The sequence below is a fragment of the Vibrio sp. YIC-376 genome, assembly GCF_052353105.1.
Taxonomy (GTDB): domain Bacteria; phylum Pseudomonadota; class Gammaproteobacteria; order Enterobacterales; family Vibrionaceae; genus Vibrio.
In genome coordinates, this window is record NZ_JBBWFK010000008.1 from 142417 (window position 1) to 159024 (window position 16608).

Here is a 16608-nt window from a genome sequence, read left to right on the forward strand (position 1 = left end):
TTAGCTACGGTTTTGTGGTGCATTAAGGTCTCTCAGGCCATCACCAACCAAGTTAATGGCTAACACCAGAATCATCAGAGCAATACCAGGAATAGCTATCACCCAAGGCTGGAAGAACATGTATGCCTTTCCTTCTGCGACCATCAGTCCCCAAGACGGTAAAGGAGGTTGTACACCCAGTCCAAGGAACGACAGTGTTGCTTCAAGTAGGATGGCATGCGCCATTTCCAAAGTCGCAACCACAATTAAAGGGCTCAGAATATTAGGAAGCAGTTCTTTCGCTAAGATATACGGTGTTGATGCGCCCAAGACTTTTGCGGAGGCAATAAATTCAGCGTCCCTCAATTGCTGTGTTGTCGCCCTGGCAACCACCGCAAAACGGTCCCACAGTAGAACACCAAGCAATATAATCACGACCTGCAATGATCCCCCGACCAGAGATGACATGGCGAGTGCGACCAATATTACCGGCATCGCCAAACGAGTAGTAATCAGGTAACTAATCACAGCGTCAGTGCGACCACCAAAGTATCCGGCCAGAACACCAAGTACCGTTCCTATTAGTCCAGATATCGCCGCAGCAGCCAAACCAATCGTCAGGGAAATTCTGGCACCAAACAGAAGACGGCTGAAGTAATCACGGCCTAGCTTGTCTGTTCCCAAAATGTGGTCCCAACTGCCTTTGTCATGCCAGACTGGCGGGATCATTCGCTGTGTCACATCCTGAGCATAAGGGTCATGAGGAGCCAGCAATGGAGCAAAAATAGCGGCCAGAACAATTACCAGGATCACACCCGTACCGATAGCTAAACTGTGGTGACCAAGTAGTTTATTTAAACTTTTTCGCCACATCGGAACTTCCGGTAACGATGAATTCATAGATGATGTTAATGTCATAGTACTCACCTTAACCTCCTTGTTAAGCAAAGCGTAATTTTGGATCAAGCATGGCGTTCAACAAATCAGCAAGGAACGTCAGTACGATATAAAACACGGCAATCAACAGAACGACGGCCTGAACTACAGGATAGTCATTACGTGCAATCGAATCCCACGCAAGCTGACCAAGTCCTCTTAGTGCAAATACCGATTCAATAACGATTGACCCACCGAGCATAAAGCCAAGCTCTACCGCCAGAAGCGCGACGACTGGAATAACTGCATTACGTAATGCGTGCTTTACAACCACTCGAGTTTCACTAATCCCTTTTGAGCGAGCGGTACGTATGTAATCCGAACCTAAAACTTCGAGCATACCTGTGCGTGTTAAACGCATGATGGAAGGGGTGGCATAATAGCCAAGCGCTATCGCCGGTAAGATAAAGTGCTGCCATGTGCCTGTCCCACCAGCTGGTAACCAATGTAGGTTTACAGCGAAGATAATGATGAGCACTAAGCCAAAGAAGAAACTCGGCATCGCCTGACCAAAGACCGCAATCATTAATGCAAGTCTGTCTATCCAGGTATCTTGTTTAATAGCAGCAACAACACCGAGCGGAATAGCCACCAACGTTGCTACGCTCAGAGCAATCGCACCCAATGTTAATGTCACTGGTAGCCTTTCACCGATCAACGACATAACTGATTCGGTAAAGTAGTAAGATTCACCAAAATCAAGATGCAATGCACCCCATAACCAATGTATATATTGCAGGGCAATTGGCTGATCCAAACCGAACTGAACGCGTATTTGTTCAATTTGATCGGATGTTGCCTCAGGTCCGGCTATAGCAGTGGCAAGGTCACCAGACAAATGCAGCAACATGAAGCAAATGACCGACACCGTTAGCGCCACACTGATAGCCATTAAAAAGCGACGTACACAATATCCCAACATGATGAACCTCCCTTGTTACATCATTAAATTACTTCGTCAAACTGTCTCGATTACTTCCAGCTAGCTTCCCAAAAACGAGGTAGTTCATCTGGATAAGCGGTAAAGTTCAGATCCGACGTAAACGCATAGTTACTGGTGTAAGAAAACATTGGAGCCCAGTAAGCGTTATTGGTAATTTTGGATATTGCTTTCTTATAAAATTCTTTACGTTGTTCTGGATCGACCGAAGTATCAGCAGTATCCAGCCATTCTTTTACTTGCTCATCTTTGTCGCCATCATCAGCACCACCTTTGAAGTAAACACTGATAATCGCAGAGGCATCATTGATGGAGTACGAGCCCCATGCCTGGAATGCCATTGGCACTTTGCCAGAACGCAACGCGTCACGCAGAGCAGCATAATTCATGTAATGAAGCTTCGCTTTAATGCCTACTTTACGTAAGTCACCAATCACCGCTTCTGCGAACTCTCTGTCACGGTATGCATAAATATCGGTATCGATACCATCTGGGTAACCCGCCTCAGCCAATAGCGCTTTTGCTTTAGCTGGGTCATATTCATATTTCTTAGCTGCCGAAACATCACAACCAAACTGATCCGGGAAACACGGTGTATACAGTGGTCGGCTTCCGCCTCGTACTAATTCATGCGCTAAACCTTCACGGTTGATTGCATAGTTCACTGCTTCACGGACTTTCAAATTCTTAAATGGTGAATTTTCAGAGTCGGTACCCAGACTGTTTAGTTGAAGATATCCCACGCGCATGGTTTCGCTGCTTAAGACACTAAGGTTAGGCATTGCTTTCAATTGCTCGGCCTGGTCTGAAGGAACGCGCCAAATCCAATCCACCTGACCAGTCATGAGCTGAGCAAGTTGTGTATCAGCGTCAGGAATAAGGACGAATTTGATATTGCCGATAGTTGGCTTTTGGATAGGACTTTCTTTGAAATAATTAGGGTTAAGCTTCATTTCAACCGATTCGCCACTGACCACTTTCGTGATTTGATAAGGACCAGTGCCGATAGGCGCTTTATTGAACCCGATTAAACCCACTTCGTTAAAGTATTTTTCCGGATAAATAGGAAGAGGACCTGAGAGGTATTCTAATGCTGCTGGGAAGGGCTGTTTCAATTCAAACTCTACAGCATAGTCATCAATTTTATTAACTTGTTTAATCCAGTTAATATTTTGCAGTGTCACCACTTTTGACTCTGGTGTTAAGCCAAAATTAAAAGTAAAGGCAACATCGTCAGCAGTAAAATCATCACCATTCTGGAATTTCACGCCTTTACGCAGATTAAAAACTAAGTGAGTTGAATCTTTCCATTCCCAGTCTGTTGCCAACATAGGAAGGTAATCACCTGTTGTTGGATCACGATAAATCAACGTATCCCATGCGAGGTTACTAAGAATGACGCCTTCGCGTAGGTTGTTGTGATATGGACTGACGTTTTCTGGCCAACTATTAGATGCATATACAAGTGTATCGTCCGACTTATTCGCCAGCGCACTTTGCGAACCAAACGCTAATACAGCGGCAATCGAAACAGGTAGTAATCTTTTAGTTAGTAACATAAGCACATCCTTATACTTAATTTAAACCCAATAAATTTGTGGAATTATCTATTTCACAGTAACGCAATTTTCGTTCCGGTTTTTACACCTCAAAAACTGGCGTTTTATTTGTGTCAAAAAACTCGTTTTTACTCCTTCCAAAGGCTCCTCTAGTCCACGAGGAGTCACTCCATATTCTCAACCTTCAAATCGATACTAGTGAAAGCTTTTAGTTGCCACAATTAGAGATTTAGCAACCAACTGATGCCGTTTTGGCAAAGCTCTTGCAACGAGAGAGTTAACCAAAAAACGGTTTTATTTTCTTAGAGGGAAAAATATGGCTGCTATCCATCAACTCACTGCTCCAGCCCTTCGGTACTTTCTCGAAGTGGCCAGATACGGGTCTATTAGTGAAGCATCAACGCACCTAAATGTGGCAACAAGCGCCATAAGTAGGCAAATAGCCAGCTTAGAAGATCATTTAGATACCCCTCTCTTTGAGCGACGTCCGAGAGGAATGATTCTGAGCGCTGCGGGCGAACGTCTCACTGCTTATGCTCAAAAAATAATGCTCGAGACAGATAGAGTACTCAGTGAAATTGATTCATTGGAAGGATTACAAAAAGGACAAGTTACTATTGCAACTACCGAAGGGTTTGCAATGGAATTTCTTCCTAACGTCATTGGAGTCTACCGACAGCAGTTTCCCGGAATTCAATTTAAGTTAGATGTCTACCCCCCAAAAGATGTATCCGATGCGATTCGGGCCGGTGATGCAGATGTTGGTATGGCGTTCAGTCTTAACCCTACCCCGGATATTCATGTCGTTCATATTCAACCCGCACCGATACTTGCGATTGTTCACCCTGACCATCCGATTGCGAAGAAAAAACGCGTCCGTCTTTCCGAGCTATTAGCAAACCCGATTGCCATTCCCTATCCAAATACGACCTTACGTCAGCTATTCGATATCTGTGTCAGTCAGCAGCAATTAACCTATGAGCCAGCACTAGTGAGCTCTTACATGTCAGCATTAAATCAATTTGCGCTCTGCGGGTCTGGCGTCTCTTTATCTGGTGAAATTTCAGTAAGACAATTAGTGAACAAAGGATTGGTTAAAGCCATACCTATCTCTGACAAGATAATGGGTTTACGCAATATAGAAGTTCAAGTTCTTGCCGGTAGAACTCTCCCTAAAGCGGTACAGTCATTTGTGAATCACCTGATTTCCCAACTTGAGCCAGAATCGAATACGAATCAGTGATGGTGCAGCTTCACGGGTACCAAACAATTCTAGGGTTCATTTAATCGTTTTAATTAATAACAAAAGGTAACTATCGGTATCAATCATGGAAGAAAAACAGTTTAAACCAGGCATCGCGTCTCACTTAAAAGAGATCCGAAAGCAACGCCAACTGAGTCTGGACGCGGTCGCCAAGCTGACCGGCGTATCCAAAGCGATGCTGGGACAGATAGAGCGCGAAGAATCGAGCCCGACGATAGATAAACTGTGGCAGATAGCTTCAGGATTAGACACTTCATTCTCGGCGTTTTTCGGTCAGACTCCAGCGCCAGGTGACGATCAGCATTTTCCAAATGATCCCAATATGCAGGTGAAATCCATCGTCCCTTACAGTCCCTCGGTCAACTACGAGATTCATGAAATCACCCTGACTAACCACCATTGTCAGATGTCTGGGCCTCACGCTCATGGCGTCATTGAAACGATTATTGTCCATGAGGGAGAAATGGAAGTGCTGAGTAGTGGTTGCTGGGAGAAGATTGCAAAAGGTGACAGGCTTAGACTCTATGCCGACCAGACCCATGGCTACAAAGCCGTGACTGAAACCGTCGTATTTCAGAATATTGTGAGTTATTAGAGTGTATTGAACGCAGATTTGCATGAACCCATGGAACTCATCTGCTGATCAAACCTGTTTCTTAACTTCGTTCTCAACCGGTATAGCGCTGGATCTGGTAATCGGAGAAAATCTGATACGCCTGCTCAATCTGCTCCGGCGTCGGTGTCGTAAACGAGTGGAAGCTTTCTTCCATTCGGAAAGCGGTGTATTTGGCCTTACCTAATTCATGATAAGGCAGTAATTCGATACTGCTACCGCTCAGGTGAGTACAGATGAACTCAGCCGTTGCACGCAGGTTATCCTGATTCAGGTTCACCTCGGCAATCAGTGGCACCCGAATAGTTATCGGAACTCCGTGCTGATAGATTTTCCGCGCATTATCCAGAATGGTTCGGTTACTCTGCCCAGTCACCTGCTGATGAACCGTCTCATCCATATGTTTGATGTCTAAGAATATATGCTCAATATACGGCATTAAATCCTGGCACTGATTCCAGCTAAAGAATCCACAGGTTTCGACCCAGACAGAAACCCCAAGCTGGTCGCATTCTCCCATTAATCGCCTGAGAAACTGGTGCTGCAAAAACGGCTCACCACCAGAAAAAGTAACTCCGCCACCTGTATGGCGGAAAAACAGCTCATCACGGCGGATCTTCTGCATGACAGTTTCAGCGTCTGTATCTGAACAGGCAATCTCCAGCGCTTTTTCCGGGCATGCAGAAACACATGCCCCGCATAGAGTGCAGTCATCCAGATTAAAACTTTCACCGGATGGCTTTACCTCCTGCGGGCACACCTGCTCACACTGGTGACACTGGACACATTTATGCGCATAAAAGGCGAGTTTGGACTTCAGCGTCCAGCTTTCCGGATTCGCGCACCATTGGCACCTGAGACTACAACCGGCGAGAAAAATGGTCGTTCTTACGCCATCCCCGTCATGGATGGAGTAATCCTGCATTTGAATTACAACGCCGCTTGCCCCCTTTTCACCCATTACATGGCTCCGTGCGCTGAGCGGGCAATAATCGCTTCCTGCATTTCCGGAGAAAGATTAACAAATTGCGTACTGTAACCAGCCACACGCACCAGCAGATCTTTATATTCGTCAGGGTTCGCCTGAGCTTTACGCAATACTTCTGTAGACAAAGTATTAAACTGCACATGAAACGCACCAAGAGAAAAATAGGCACGAATAATATTGCCCAGATCTCTTTTCCCTTTCGGCGTGCTCACCAGATCCTCACTCAAACGAAGGTTCAGCAAAGTCCCGCCGGTATGCACATCATGATTCATTTTGGCGCTGGAACGCATCGCGGCAAGCGGGCTGCTGACATCGCTACCAGCATAAGGCGATACCCCTTCAGTGATCGGTTTTGTCGCCTTGCGTCCACACGGTGTTGCTCCCACAATTCTGCCGGTCGGGATATAGTTAGAAATCCCCATAAACGCCGAATTGAAGTTCGAACCGAAGATATCTTTGTATGAACGGGTCGTACGGTAATAATAGTTCGCTAAATCCCGGGCTATCGAGTCAACATAATCATCATCATTGCCGTATTTCACAACATCCAGTGCTTTGGCTCTCAGGCTTTCATAGCCTTCCCAGTCCGCATTCATTGCAGCGTCCAGCTCAGCCAGAGTGGTTATCTGCTCTTCAAAAACCAATTTTTTGATCACGGCCAGTGAGTTCGCAACCACAGCCAAACCAATTCCCGTTAACACAGGGCCGACATTATACTTCGCTCCACCCTGTGACAGATCGGAACCACTTTCCATACACTCTTCAATGCAGGTAGAAAGAAATGGCCTTGGTACCATTTGTGAGTGAAGCTTTTGCGCCACAATTGTTGCCACAACAGAGTGATAAATCAGGTTTCCGACCTGTTCAAAAGCCGCATCCTGAACTTCCTGATAAGAGGTGTATTCCTGCACAGGCTTAGCGTCCAGTCCCCGCTTTTCGCCGGTAAGGCGGCTTTTACCCTGATTCAGCGCATATTCCATCGCAGCGGCAAAGTTCACGTTTACCGCAGAAGTCCACTGACCGGTTTTACGGAAGTGAGGCACCACACAACCACAGTTATTCCAGTCTCTGGCATCTTCAGGTTCATATCCAGCCTGCAACAGCATTTGCGTGCCGGCCTGATCATTGTGAATAGCCGGGAAGCCTGTGCCCTTGCTGACCAAATCCGTTACCGCATACAGAAACTCAGGCGGACAATCAGAATGTACCCGCACACTCAGCCCGGGCTGGTGGGTGCGAACTTCATCCGTCGCCTCCAGGCACATATAAGTCAGTTCGTTGGTCGCGTCTGAACCATCACGCTTTCTACCGCCGACCGTCAGGTTCTGGAACTGGTTATATCCGGCAAAATATCCGGTGGTATTTTCGGAAATGGTCCAGACCCACTCAGAGAATTTCAGCCATATCGCGTGGATCAGCTCTTTCGCTGCCGGCTTATCCAGACGACCAGCCTCAATATCCGCTTTATAATAAGGATACATGAACTGATCGAAACGGCCCGGGTTCAGAGCTAACGGGTTTTCCGTGATAATGCCACCCAGTTGTACAAACCAGACAAATTGAATTGCCTCATGAAACGTTTCCGGTGGATGTTCCGGTACCCGCTTACAAACCCGGGCAATCTCGATTAATTCAGCCTGACGCTGGCTATCAGTCTCTTCTTCCGCCATCTTCTCAGCCAGATCCGCATACCGGCCAGCGAGAGTAATGATCGCCTTCGCAGTTAAAACCGTCGCCTTGTAAAAATTAATCTTATCGATGTTCTCATCGCTCAGATAATCCAGCTCAGCCAGTTTCTCTTCAGCCTGTTGCAATATTCCGCGATAGCCCACTTTGAATAACAAGCCTTCATAATCAGGGGTGATTTCGCCAACCGCCTGACGCCATTTTGAGTCGTTATCGATAATGCCGGTATCTACAGCAATTCTGGCGGTATCTTTAGGAAGTAAAGAGAGAAAATGCTCTTCGAGGGATTTGCCCTGCCAGTATGGGAAGATATCAGACCGAACCACACTACGCTGTTCGTCAGTCATCTGATATGGGTCCTGAGGACGGGTGGCAAAGGTATCCATCTCCTTATCAACCCAGCGCCAGGAATACTCGGGAGTCAGGATCCCGGTGCGACGAAACTTACCCGCCGTGCCGACAATCAGTTCATCTGAAAAGATTTTGACATCAAATTCGCTACAGAAATCAGAAAATGCCTGAGCTCTGCGCAGAATAACTGGCTGACCTTCCGTTCGTTTATGCGATTCGGTATAGATCTTCGCTCGCTCATAACAAACTGAAGGTTTTGAATTAACATAATTTAGCCGTAACCGCTCAATGCGCTCTGTAACTTCCATATTCAGACTCCTGCAACAATTCCTTGTGCGCTATTACGCACAAAATAATTTTTAAAGCAAAAAATTATCCATGTCAACTGTGTGGTTTTAAAAGTTAACCAACACTTTTATGGTGAACCAGATATCCAAACCTTTGCCCAATGAAGCGAAATAGCATATTCACAAGCCTGTCAGCTGGACAAACAGATGAATTCTTGGTCAACCAACGTTAAACAAGAAAATTAACCCCAACTCCCAAAAGCAGCATAGAGAACAACTTCTTAAGTAATTCCGGATCGAGTCGATGTGCTAATTTTGCTCCGATTCTTGCACTCCACATGCTGGTTATAGCGATGCCTGCCAGCGCCGGTAGGTAGATGTAACCGAGGCTATACTCCGGCAGCTCAACCAGCCCCGATCCAATCATAATAAATGAGCAGGTTCCCGAAAAAGCAATGGGCATTCCACATGCCGCAGAAATCGCCACTGCGTTTCTCATCTCGACATTATTCCATGAGAGAAAAGGCACCATTAATGAACCACCGCCAACACCAAAAATAGCTGAAGCCCAACCAATAACCACGCCAGCGACTGATAGCACAGACTTTTTCAACGCCGAGGCTGTTTTTTTAGGCTTCCAGCCAAACCACATTTGCAATGCCATTACGACGGCAAATACACCAATAATTTGTTGTAAGTAAGCACCTGGAATGAGAGACGCGGTCACGCCACCAGCAGCACTTCCGACGATGATACCTACGCTCAGCCAGCGCACAATTGTCCAGTTGACGGCGCCTTTTTTATGATGGGCTAATACTGAATTTACAGAGGTAAACAAAATGACAGATAGCGATGTTCCAACGGCTAAATGCGTCAAAACTTCAGGAGGTATCCCCTGAGCCGTAAAACTGAATACCAATACAGGGACGATGATTATCCCACCGCCGATACCAAATAATCCCGCCAGAACACCGGAACAAGTGCCAAGCAATAAATACATTAATAGATACATCTAAATCATCCTAATTGATAAATATCAGCGAAATAGCAACGACTCCTTTCAGAGGCCAGAAAGCGCTAAAGCCATTCAGCGTACTCTGTTTACTTATATTCGACTTATCGTGCTGAAGTAGCTTATGGCGAGTCGCCACATACGACAATTATCAATTAAGCAATAAACTGTTATCTAAAATAGAACGCTTGCCTGAATGACTCAGTAGCAGATAAACAGCACCTTTAATGATGTGAGGTTTTGTCATTGAATAGTGAGAGTTTGGGGAAGCTGTTGAGTTAAATACCATTCACTCGTAGTGACTAAAAAAGCGAGTAATCAGTATGATAGAGCGAGTAAATATCAGGCTTAGACTCAACAAAAAGCCCCTTTCGGGGCTTTTTATTGCTTTATTGAAAACCTCACAGTGCCAATGAGCGACACTGGTGGCCTTATAAACAAGCGTTATTTCAGCATGTATGCACGCATGGTTGTAACTTGCGCTGAGCTTGCTCCTTCGTCGCTCATCACGACACGTAAGTGAACAAATTCACCGGCTTCAGCATCATTTGGCACGGTAGCAACCCACTGACCATCTTCATAAGCCACTTCTGCGTCAACCCAATCTGATTCATTCAGTTTGTTGTAAACCGGGCAGTATGAGTAGGCAAACACATAGCTCAGCAAACATTCCTGACCATAAGCGTATTGCAAGGTCACTTCTGCCAGGTTGACATCGTCACTACTGTCCATTGCACCCGATAGAACAACCTTTGCAGGCTCGCCCGCTGCATGACTGTTGTGCATATCTACAGGCACATCAATTTGCGGCACCAAAATAGGCTGTGCACCTTGCATGCTTTGATCAGTCATAAAGGTAAAGATACCCTGATAGAACGAACCCAGCTTATCGCCAATCGGTGAACGTTCCGCCACACCGAGGTTATAATTACGCAGTTCAAGGCGAACTTCGGCACTTTCAACCGGCATGGTTAAAGTGCCTGAGTTCATGTAGGTACTCTCACCATTCACCCACAAACCATAAGCTGAGCTACCATTAAAACCGGCAATGGCATCGTGACCTGACGAATCACCAAACTGTGGGAAGTTCCAGCTGATCAAATTCGTATCACGGTAACCAACGGAATGAGAGCTGGTATTCAAGCTTGCACCTTTTGGTCCTTTCAGCCAGGTTGTCTCTTCTTTCTCACCAGCAGGCATAATTCGTGGGCCGTCAAAATACGCGCCTCCCGCTTGAATGCGGCTGGCCGGCATGACAATGTTAGTCCAGGTGTTTTTGCTGGTTGCGGTGTAGTATTCGTCACGTACAACCGGTGCAATTAACATTTGCGGACTGCCTGTCGAATAGAATTCACCGGTGCTGTTGGTTTGCGCCATCATGTCACGGAACACTGGAATCTCTTCCCCTTGTGCGTGATAAGCTGCACTGATGTGATACATGTCTTTGTCATGCACTCGAATTAAGCCACCTTTGTTGTGACCATCTGTGATGTGATGTAACTGGTAGGTGTAAGGTGTTTTGTCAACCGCAGTACCCGACCAGCTAATCTTGTTGCGACCACTTTGGATTTCTGCAAACAGCATTTCACCTTCTTCCGCACTTAAACCAACCACTGGCTTAGTCGGAATACCAGTAAAGGCAGTTTTATAACGACCATGAGTGCCAGGACGGTAGAAAAGCACGCCAATTGCGCCTTGATTCATCGCATTTTTCACCATGTAGTTCGTGGCATAGTAAGGGTTCTGGATCAAGGCAATTTTACCGGCCAAATCAAACTGGCTCCAATCGGTGTTATAAGCTGCGTCACCAACAGGTACAACCTCAGCGCTTCCTTCTCCATCAAAACCCACCGCAAGGCCTTGTGCAACAGCATGTAGCTGCTGGCCATTTTCCATGCTTAACACAGTTTCAGGTGCCGTTGCATGAGTAGACACAAATGAACGGAAACGGTCGTCGTGACCTTGTGACCACAGATACATGTTTTCCACATAATCCGGCATCAAATCAATCGCAGCAAGCTTCGCTACTTTATTGTCGTCCAGTGCGTAGGTGAAACCAAACGAGAAGCCCTGGGTATCAATTGGCTTATCGGCTTTAAACTCCACTTTTTCTGCCATACCGGCATCAAAAGTAAGTACCGTATCTGAAGTGACTTTGTGGTCAAGGTACGCCATCTGCGCCGCAGACTCAGGCAATCCACCAAAATCAGAGTCATTGTCGTAAGTTACAATGTGTGAAATAACACTGTAGTTACCCTGTGGTACGCTGATGCTGGCTTGACCATTGGTAAAGGAAAGTGCACGACCCCAATCATCTTCTTCACTGATGATATAAGCTTTAGAGATACTGGTTGCTGGCTTACCACGGTTATCGTACGCATTTAATGTCAGTTCCACCTCTGGCGGCTGAATAAAGAACGATACCGGCACGGTAATTTGCTCATCCGATTGACCAATACTCTCGCCGTGGATGCGTCCGCTAATGGTGCCATACGCGCCATCACGCAGCGCGACTTGTGGCTCAATCCACACAGGCACATCCACTGAACCATTCGCAGGCACTGTTACTGATTTAACCCCTAAACCAGCCAGAGTTGCTGGCAATTGCGTTTTACCGTCTTCGCCAATCAAATCCATGCTCAGCTTATAGCTTACATCACTGTCGCTGATGTTGGTCAGCGTCACATACGCTTCTACGCTGACAGCAGATGCCACATCGACAAAGCGACCCAGTTCAACGTTTGGCGCAGCAATAACAGGTTGCGTTATTGCGCGGTTGACATCCATTGGGCCAGCGCCTTGCTCGAGTACATGAGCATCATTGTCAGAGACTGAAGAAGTCAGAACACGTTTCAGTTGCACAGGAGAAAGATCAGGACGAGCCTGCAAGACAATCGCTGCACCACCGGCAACATGCGGTGCCGACATTGATGTACCCGACATAGAGCGATATGCGTTGCTGCCAACACCACCAGATGCCGCCGCCATTACATCAACACCTTGAGAACCGATATCTGGTTTCACAGAATGACCATCCGGTGACGGACCACGCGAAGAGAAGACTGCCGTCTGGTTGTCACGATCCAACGCAGCCACCGTCAACGCACTTGGCGCACAACCAGGTGAACCCACCGTTTCGCGGGTATAACTGTTACCGGCGGAGATAACAAACAGGGCTTGATCCCTAAATGCTTCAACCACATCGACCATTGGCCCTTCACAGGCTGTTGCTGAGCCACCCAGTGACATATTGACAATATCCGCGCCATTTTCAACCGCCCAGATCATGCCATTAATAATACCGTAGGTACTACCACCACCGCTGTTGCTCAGTACTTTACCGATCAGAAGATCAGCGCCCGGCGCCATACCTGCCCAGTACCCATTCGATTCTGCACCCGTACCAGCGATGGTCGAGGCTGTGTGGGTACCGTGGCCATTCAAATCATCAACACCGTTTGAAGAAAATGAAAAGTCTTTTGAGCCAATCACCTGACCTTGTAAGTCACTGTGCTCAACATCATAGCCAGTATCCAATACCGCTACGGTGACGCCTTCGCCATTAAACGCACTGGCTGCGGTACCCAATGCGCCCGTTAAAGGCACTGTTGGTGTCAACGTGGTGCCAACAGCTTGTTTGTGACCGTAGATCACCGCATCAAGCCATACCCCTTCGATACGTCCGTCCTGTGTCAGACTCTCCCACACCAACGCGGCTTTATCTTTTGCGATACCAAATGCTGCACTGTCGATTAATTCGATTTCACCAGTTAATGATGTCCCCTCAATCACTGTCGGTGCTGCAGCGCCTGCAAGCGTTCCATCTGTGTATTCGATAATTACCGGGAGATTGTCTGTGCTCGCATCATCATAATTTGACTTATATAACTTATTGATATTAAACAATTCTAAGTCAATGGCGTGTGAATCAACAAAAGGTTGTGCCTTAGGTGGCACTAGGTAGGTATCATTACCGCGTTTGAACACAGAAGTAACAATTTCCACACCCTCTGTATTCAGCATGCGAATACCGCCGAGTTCACCAGTATTATTCACGACAGCACTGACTTTGTCGCCAGTAATCAGTGTGAATTCAACCCCTTTTGCCCCACCTTGTACGGCAGCCAATTCCGTTTCGGCTTGCGCGCAAAGTGACATGCTTGCCCCTAATAACGCTAAACAATGCACAGCAACCTTACTGCGCTTAAAGCGACTACTCATAAATATCCTTATTACTATATTTTATTTTTCGCGAGCCTTTATTTATGGCTTCGAACTAAATCCATTTTATTTCAAACGCAGTACTTCCCACCCTGCGAATGAAGCGAGAAATTATTAACATATTACTTATTTTAGGTAAATTGAATGTAAGATTTTATCGCTTAAGGCTTGAAGGCGTGGTTAATTTTTGAGCGTTTAAAAAATATTTGGAGCACTTAGAAGATTAAATTGAAATTCGTAACAATAAACACATTAAGCCATTGAAATTAATTGATTTTTACATATCAAACCATGCTGGAAATAATATCCATTGAGATTAGAGATTTCCATTCCATATAATTATCTATGCATAATAAACTCACCAAAGATAACCTTTGGATTAGGAAAACATCTGAATAAAGATCAACTTTTTAAATGTAATAATGGTTAAAAAATAAGAATTAGCGTTTTAAACGCATATTTACATTATTCATTTATATTTGCTTAATTCTATTTTTGATTAACAAGACGATATTGTGAGGAGTTTTAAAGGAGTGGTTCTATAGCACTGATTAGGGCTGTTATTAAGCCGATATTAGATAAAAGGATATAGCTGATTAACGCCACCCAACCATTACGGGATGTTATAGGCTATGAAGAAAGCCCATTGCAAAACCTAAATTCCATTAAAACGATTTCTAGCTCAATTGTTCAGCTGAGAAATCATTTTGGAATTGCATTCGACCTTGAATGTTAATGCTCTGATACTAAAAAAAACACATAGTGTCGTAGTAAATAATCGCTCGTTGGTATTTTTCTAAGCTCTACCTCGGGCATCAACGGCGTTAACTTTTTACGGTCAGGTGATTTTCTTTTTTGTACCTGAATTCATCACTCCGCTTTTGCATCAGATCCATGCTCGGAAAGCTGAGCACCAAACCAGCGATGTATTGCGGTAACCATACTTAAATCTTTAGTTTCAAAGATGATCTGTGCACCTTCAGGTAGTTCTGAATATGACACTTTCACTTTTGGAGTGTTAGAACTAAGTTCCGTAATTCCAGGCATGTCACCCCCATGTAATTTTGTTGGGTCAGAATAGTTTCCATGTTTAAACATTTCCGCCTCATGTATTAAATGTTGTCGAATAAGTAAGATTTGGTCAGTTTCTTGGGAATTCCTTGCCAAAACCTTCTGCACGCCGCCTGAATCTGTCATTTTGAACACGTGAATAGTTTTAGACATGTCGAAAGGCATTACCTGATGAGACATATGGTGAACCTGTTCTTGTTTGGTTTGTGCGAATGATCCTGAATGGACAAAGAGCAATAATACCGCAGGTACCACGGTTAGTATCGTCACCTTATGTTTTGTGGAAATCATTTACTTTCCTCTAATGATGGTAAATTGACGTGGTTCTATCCATTTCGACGCCACTTTAATTTATGAAGCCGCCAAGTGAACCCACACAAAGTTTTGTAGGTTTTTCCCTTTTTTTCAATTTCTATTCATTCTGAATGGATTAATGACAACAGTGCTAATCATCGCTAGCACTTCATCAATGGGATAGATGTCTTTTTTAAGGTCTGGAAGAAGAACAATAAAGAGCGACCGACATTTTCAAAGTCGGTCGCATTTCTAATTGAGGCATAAGATTCCGCACACTCAGTGAAGCCTACCCTTTATGCAGATTGTGGAACCTTCCAGCTTGTCAGTCCTAGAAGTTTCTCGCCCAGTGCAGTGAGTTCTGCTTGCGGGTACTTGGTTTGCTCCCAGTTACGCGGGTCACCGGGGAAAGCAAATCCTTGTGGTGGAATTCGTTCTTTCCAAGAGTTTATCCGCCAATCTCTGATGGTCTGATTATCTTCTTCAGCCGGAACCATCGAGATGTATTGTGCCATGCGTACCTGATCCGATTGATTTGGACGAATACCATGTGGAAGCAAGCTGTTAAATATCAATAAATCCCCCGCCTTCATTGAGATGAATTCCACATCAAACCCAGTGAGATCGGGAACATAAGGGTCACGGTCATCTGGCTGTGTTTTACGCCATACTTCAAGCTGTCGGTATAGCTCAGGAACACACTGAAACCCTCCCGTGTCCTCACTGGTATCTGATAGTGCTAGCACCCCTTGAACATTAACCGGAAGTGGATCTAGCGACGAATCGGCATCCCAGTGAATGAAACCACTAAACTCACGTCCTGATTTGTTTGGTGGATTTAAGTTCGCTCGGTCAATCGTGACCCATAAGTTTTCCTGATCCCAGATATCGACAAACGCATTGTACACATCAGGATTTTGGCGATTATTCCAAAGGACTTGGTTGTTATAACATTCGACCATCCCTGAATTGTTAAGCTCTACCATAGCATGATCACGACGCTGAGCTTGATACCAGGTTTGCGGATCGAGCGGATCCATTTCTTGGAACTCCCATAAGAACTCTTGTGAACGTTTAACCGCCTCTTGAGAAATAATTTGCGGAATCACCAAATAACCATTGTGCTGCCAAAACTCAAATTGTTCTTGGGTCAGTTTCTTCAAAGGCAAACTTTTTGATATGTCTTTCAACTGTGCTGAATTGATGTTGGACACGCTATTGTTACCAGGTGCATTGTCTCCGAATCCATATTTGTTTTTCATAATGGCTTGTTCCTGTAGGGCTGATTATTACTTACTTTGCAGACCTTGAGCTCGCCTGCTTGATCACATTCTGACAACAAACCTTTTAACAAAGTGATACAAAAACAGCATATACTGATACTTTATAGTCATTCATAGTGATCCC

Annotated in this window: 11 protein-coding genes; 2 read left to right on the forward strand and 9 right to left on the reverse strand. The window is 45.4% G+C overall.

Annotated features, from left to right (window positions below):
- Genes WJM94_RS16240 through WJM94_RS16250 form a run of 3 tightly spaced genes read right to left on the reverse strand, consistent with a single transcriptional unit; the run spans position 1 to position 3414 of the window.
- Complete coding sequence (locus WJM94_RS16240) at positions 1-897, reverse strand: ABC transporter permease (RefSeq protein WP_444495232.1); 897 nt, start codon at positions 895-897, stop codon at positions 1-3.
- Positions 898-919: 22 nt separating this feature from the next.
- Complete coding sequence (locus WJM94_RS16245; protein ID WP_444495233.1) at positions 920-1837, reverse strand: ABC transporter permease; 918 nt, start codon at positions 1835-1837, stop codon at positions 920-922.
- Between the two features lie 50 nt (positions 1838-1887).
- Positions 1888-3414, reverse strand: a complete 1527-nt coding sequence (locus WJM94_RS16250; protein ID WP_444495234.1) for an ABC transporter substrate-binding protein — start codon at positions 3412-3414, stop codon at positions 1888-1890.
- A 316-nt stretch (positions 3415-3730) separates the two neighbouring features.
- On the opposite strand from WJM94_RS16250, the gene WJM94_RS16255 reads away from it, so the two are divergent.
- A complete protein-coding gene (locus WJM94_RS16255; protein ID WP_444495235.1) occupies positions 3731-4657 on the forward strand; it encodes a LysR family transcriptional regulator in 927 nt (308 codons plus the stop codon).
- 85 nt (positions 4658-4742) lie between these two features.
- Positions 4743-5273 carry a helix-turn-helix domain-containing protein gene (locus WJM94_RS16260; protein ID WP_444495236.1) on the forward strand — a complete coding sequence of 177 codons (531 nt, stop codon included), beginning with the start codon at positions 4743-4745 and terminating at the stop codon, positions 5271-5273.
- Positions 5274-5346: 73 nt separating this feature from the next.
- Here the strand turns inward: WJM94_RS16260 and WJM94_RS16265 are convergent, their stop codons facing one another.
- From WJM94_RS16265 to WJM94_RS16290, 6 genes are all read right to left on the reverse strand, one after another.
- The gene (locus tag WJM94_RS16265) at positions 5347-6252 is read right to left on the reverse strand and encodes a glycyl-radical enzyme activating protein (protein WP_444495237.1); all 906 of its coding nucleotides are present in this window, start codon (positions 6250-6252) and stop codon (positions 5347-5349) included.
- The gene (locus tag WJM94_RS16270; protein ID WP_444495238.1) at positions 6252-8624 is read right to left on the reverse strand and encodes a glycyl radical protein; all 2373 of its coding nucleotides are present in this window, start codon (positions 8622-8624) and stop codon (positions 6252-6254) included. The genes WJM94_RS16265 and WJM94_RS16270 overlap by 1 nt, the downstream gene beginning before the upstream one ends.
- A gap of 208 nt (positions 8625-8832) precedes the next feature.
- Entirely contained in the window at positions 8833-9615 is a 783-nt protein-coding gene (locus WJM94_RS16275) for a sulfite exporter TauE/SafE family protein (RefSeq protein ID WP_444495239.1), read from the reverse strand.
- 444 nt (positions 9616-10059) lie between these two features.
- Complete coding sequence (locus tag WJM94_RS16280) at positions 10060-13836, reverse strand: S8 family serine peptidase (protein WP_444495240.1); 3777 nt, start codon at positions 13834-13836, stop codon at positions 10060-10062.
- 870 nt (positions 13837-14706) lie between these two features.
- Positions 14707-15198, reverse strand: a complete 492-nt coding sequence (locus WJM94_RS16285) for a hypothetical protein (protein WP_444495241.1) — start codon at positions 15196-15198, stop codon at positions 14707-14709.
- A 299-nt stretch (positions 15199-15497) separates the two neighbouring features.
- The gene (locus tag WJM94_RS16290) at positions 15498-16463 is read right to left on the reverse strand and encodes a phytanoyl-CoA dioxygenase family protein (protein WP_444495242.1); all 966 of its coding nucleotides are present in this window, start codon (positions 16461-16463) and stop codon (positions 15498-15500) included.
- Positions 16464-16608 lie beyond the last annotated feature (145 nt).

What these genes read in the sequence shown, in the direction of transcription:
- WJM94_RS16275 (WP_444495239.1), bottom strand. Translation starts at nt 9,615, where the DNA reads ATGTATCTATTAATGTATTTATTGCTTGGCACTTGTTCCGGTGTTCTG.
- WJM94_RS16265 (WP_444495237.1), bottom strand. Translation starts at nt 6,252, where the DNA reads ATGGGTGAAAAGGGGGCAAGCGGCGTTGTAATTCAAATGCAGGATTAC.
- WJM94_RS16260 (WP_444495236.1), top strand. Translation starts at nt 4,743, where the DNA reads ATGGAAGAAAAACAGTTTAAACCAGGCATCGCGTCTCACTTAAAAGAG.
- WJM94_RS16285 (WP_444495241.1), bottom strand. Translation starts at nt 15,198, where the DNA reads ATGATTTCCACAAAACATAAGGTGACGATACTAACCGTGGTACCTGCG.
- WJM94_RS16250 (WP_444495234.1), bottom strand. Translation starts at nt 3,414, where the DNA reads ATGTTACTAACTAAAAGATTACTACCTGTTTCGATTGCCGCTGTATTA.
- WJM94_RS16290 (WP_444495242.1), bottom strand. Translation starts at nt 16,463, where the DNA reads ATGAAAAACAAATATGGATTCGGAGACAATGCACCTGGTAACAATAGC.
- WJM94_RS16280 (WP_444495240.1), bottom strand. Translation starts at nt 13,836, where the DNA reads ATGAGTAGTCGCTTTAAGCGCAGTAAGGTTGCTGTGCATTGTTTAGCG.
- WJM94_RS16255 (WP_444495235.1), top strand. Translation starts at nt 3,731, where the DNA reads ATGGCTGCTATCCATCAACTCACTGCTCCAGCCCTTCGGTACTTTCTC.
- WJM94_RS16245 (WP_444495233.1), bottom strand. Translation starts at nt 1,837, where the DNA reads ATGTTGGGATATTGTGTACGTCGCTTTTTAATGGCTATCAGTGTGGCG.
- WJM94_RS16240 (WP_444495232.1), bottom strand. Translation starts at nt 897, where the DNA reads ATGACATTAACATCATCTATGAATTCATCGTTACCGGAAGTTCCGATG.
- WJM94_RS16270 (WP_444495238.1), bottom strand. Translation starts at nt 8,624, where the DNA reads ATGGAAGTTACAGAGCGCATTGAGCGGTTACGGCTAAATTATGTTAAT.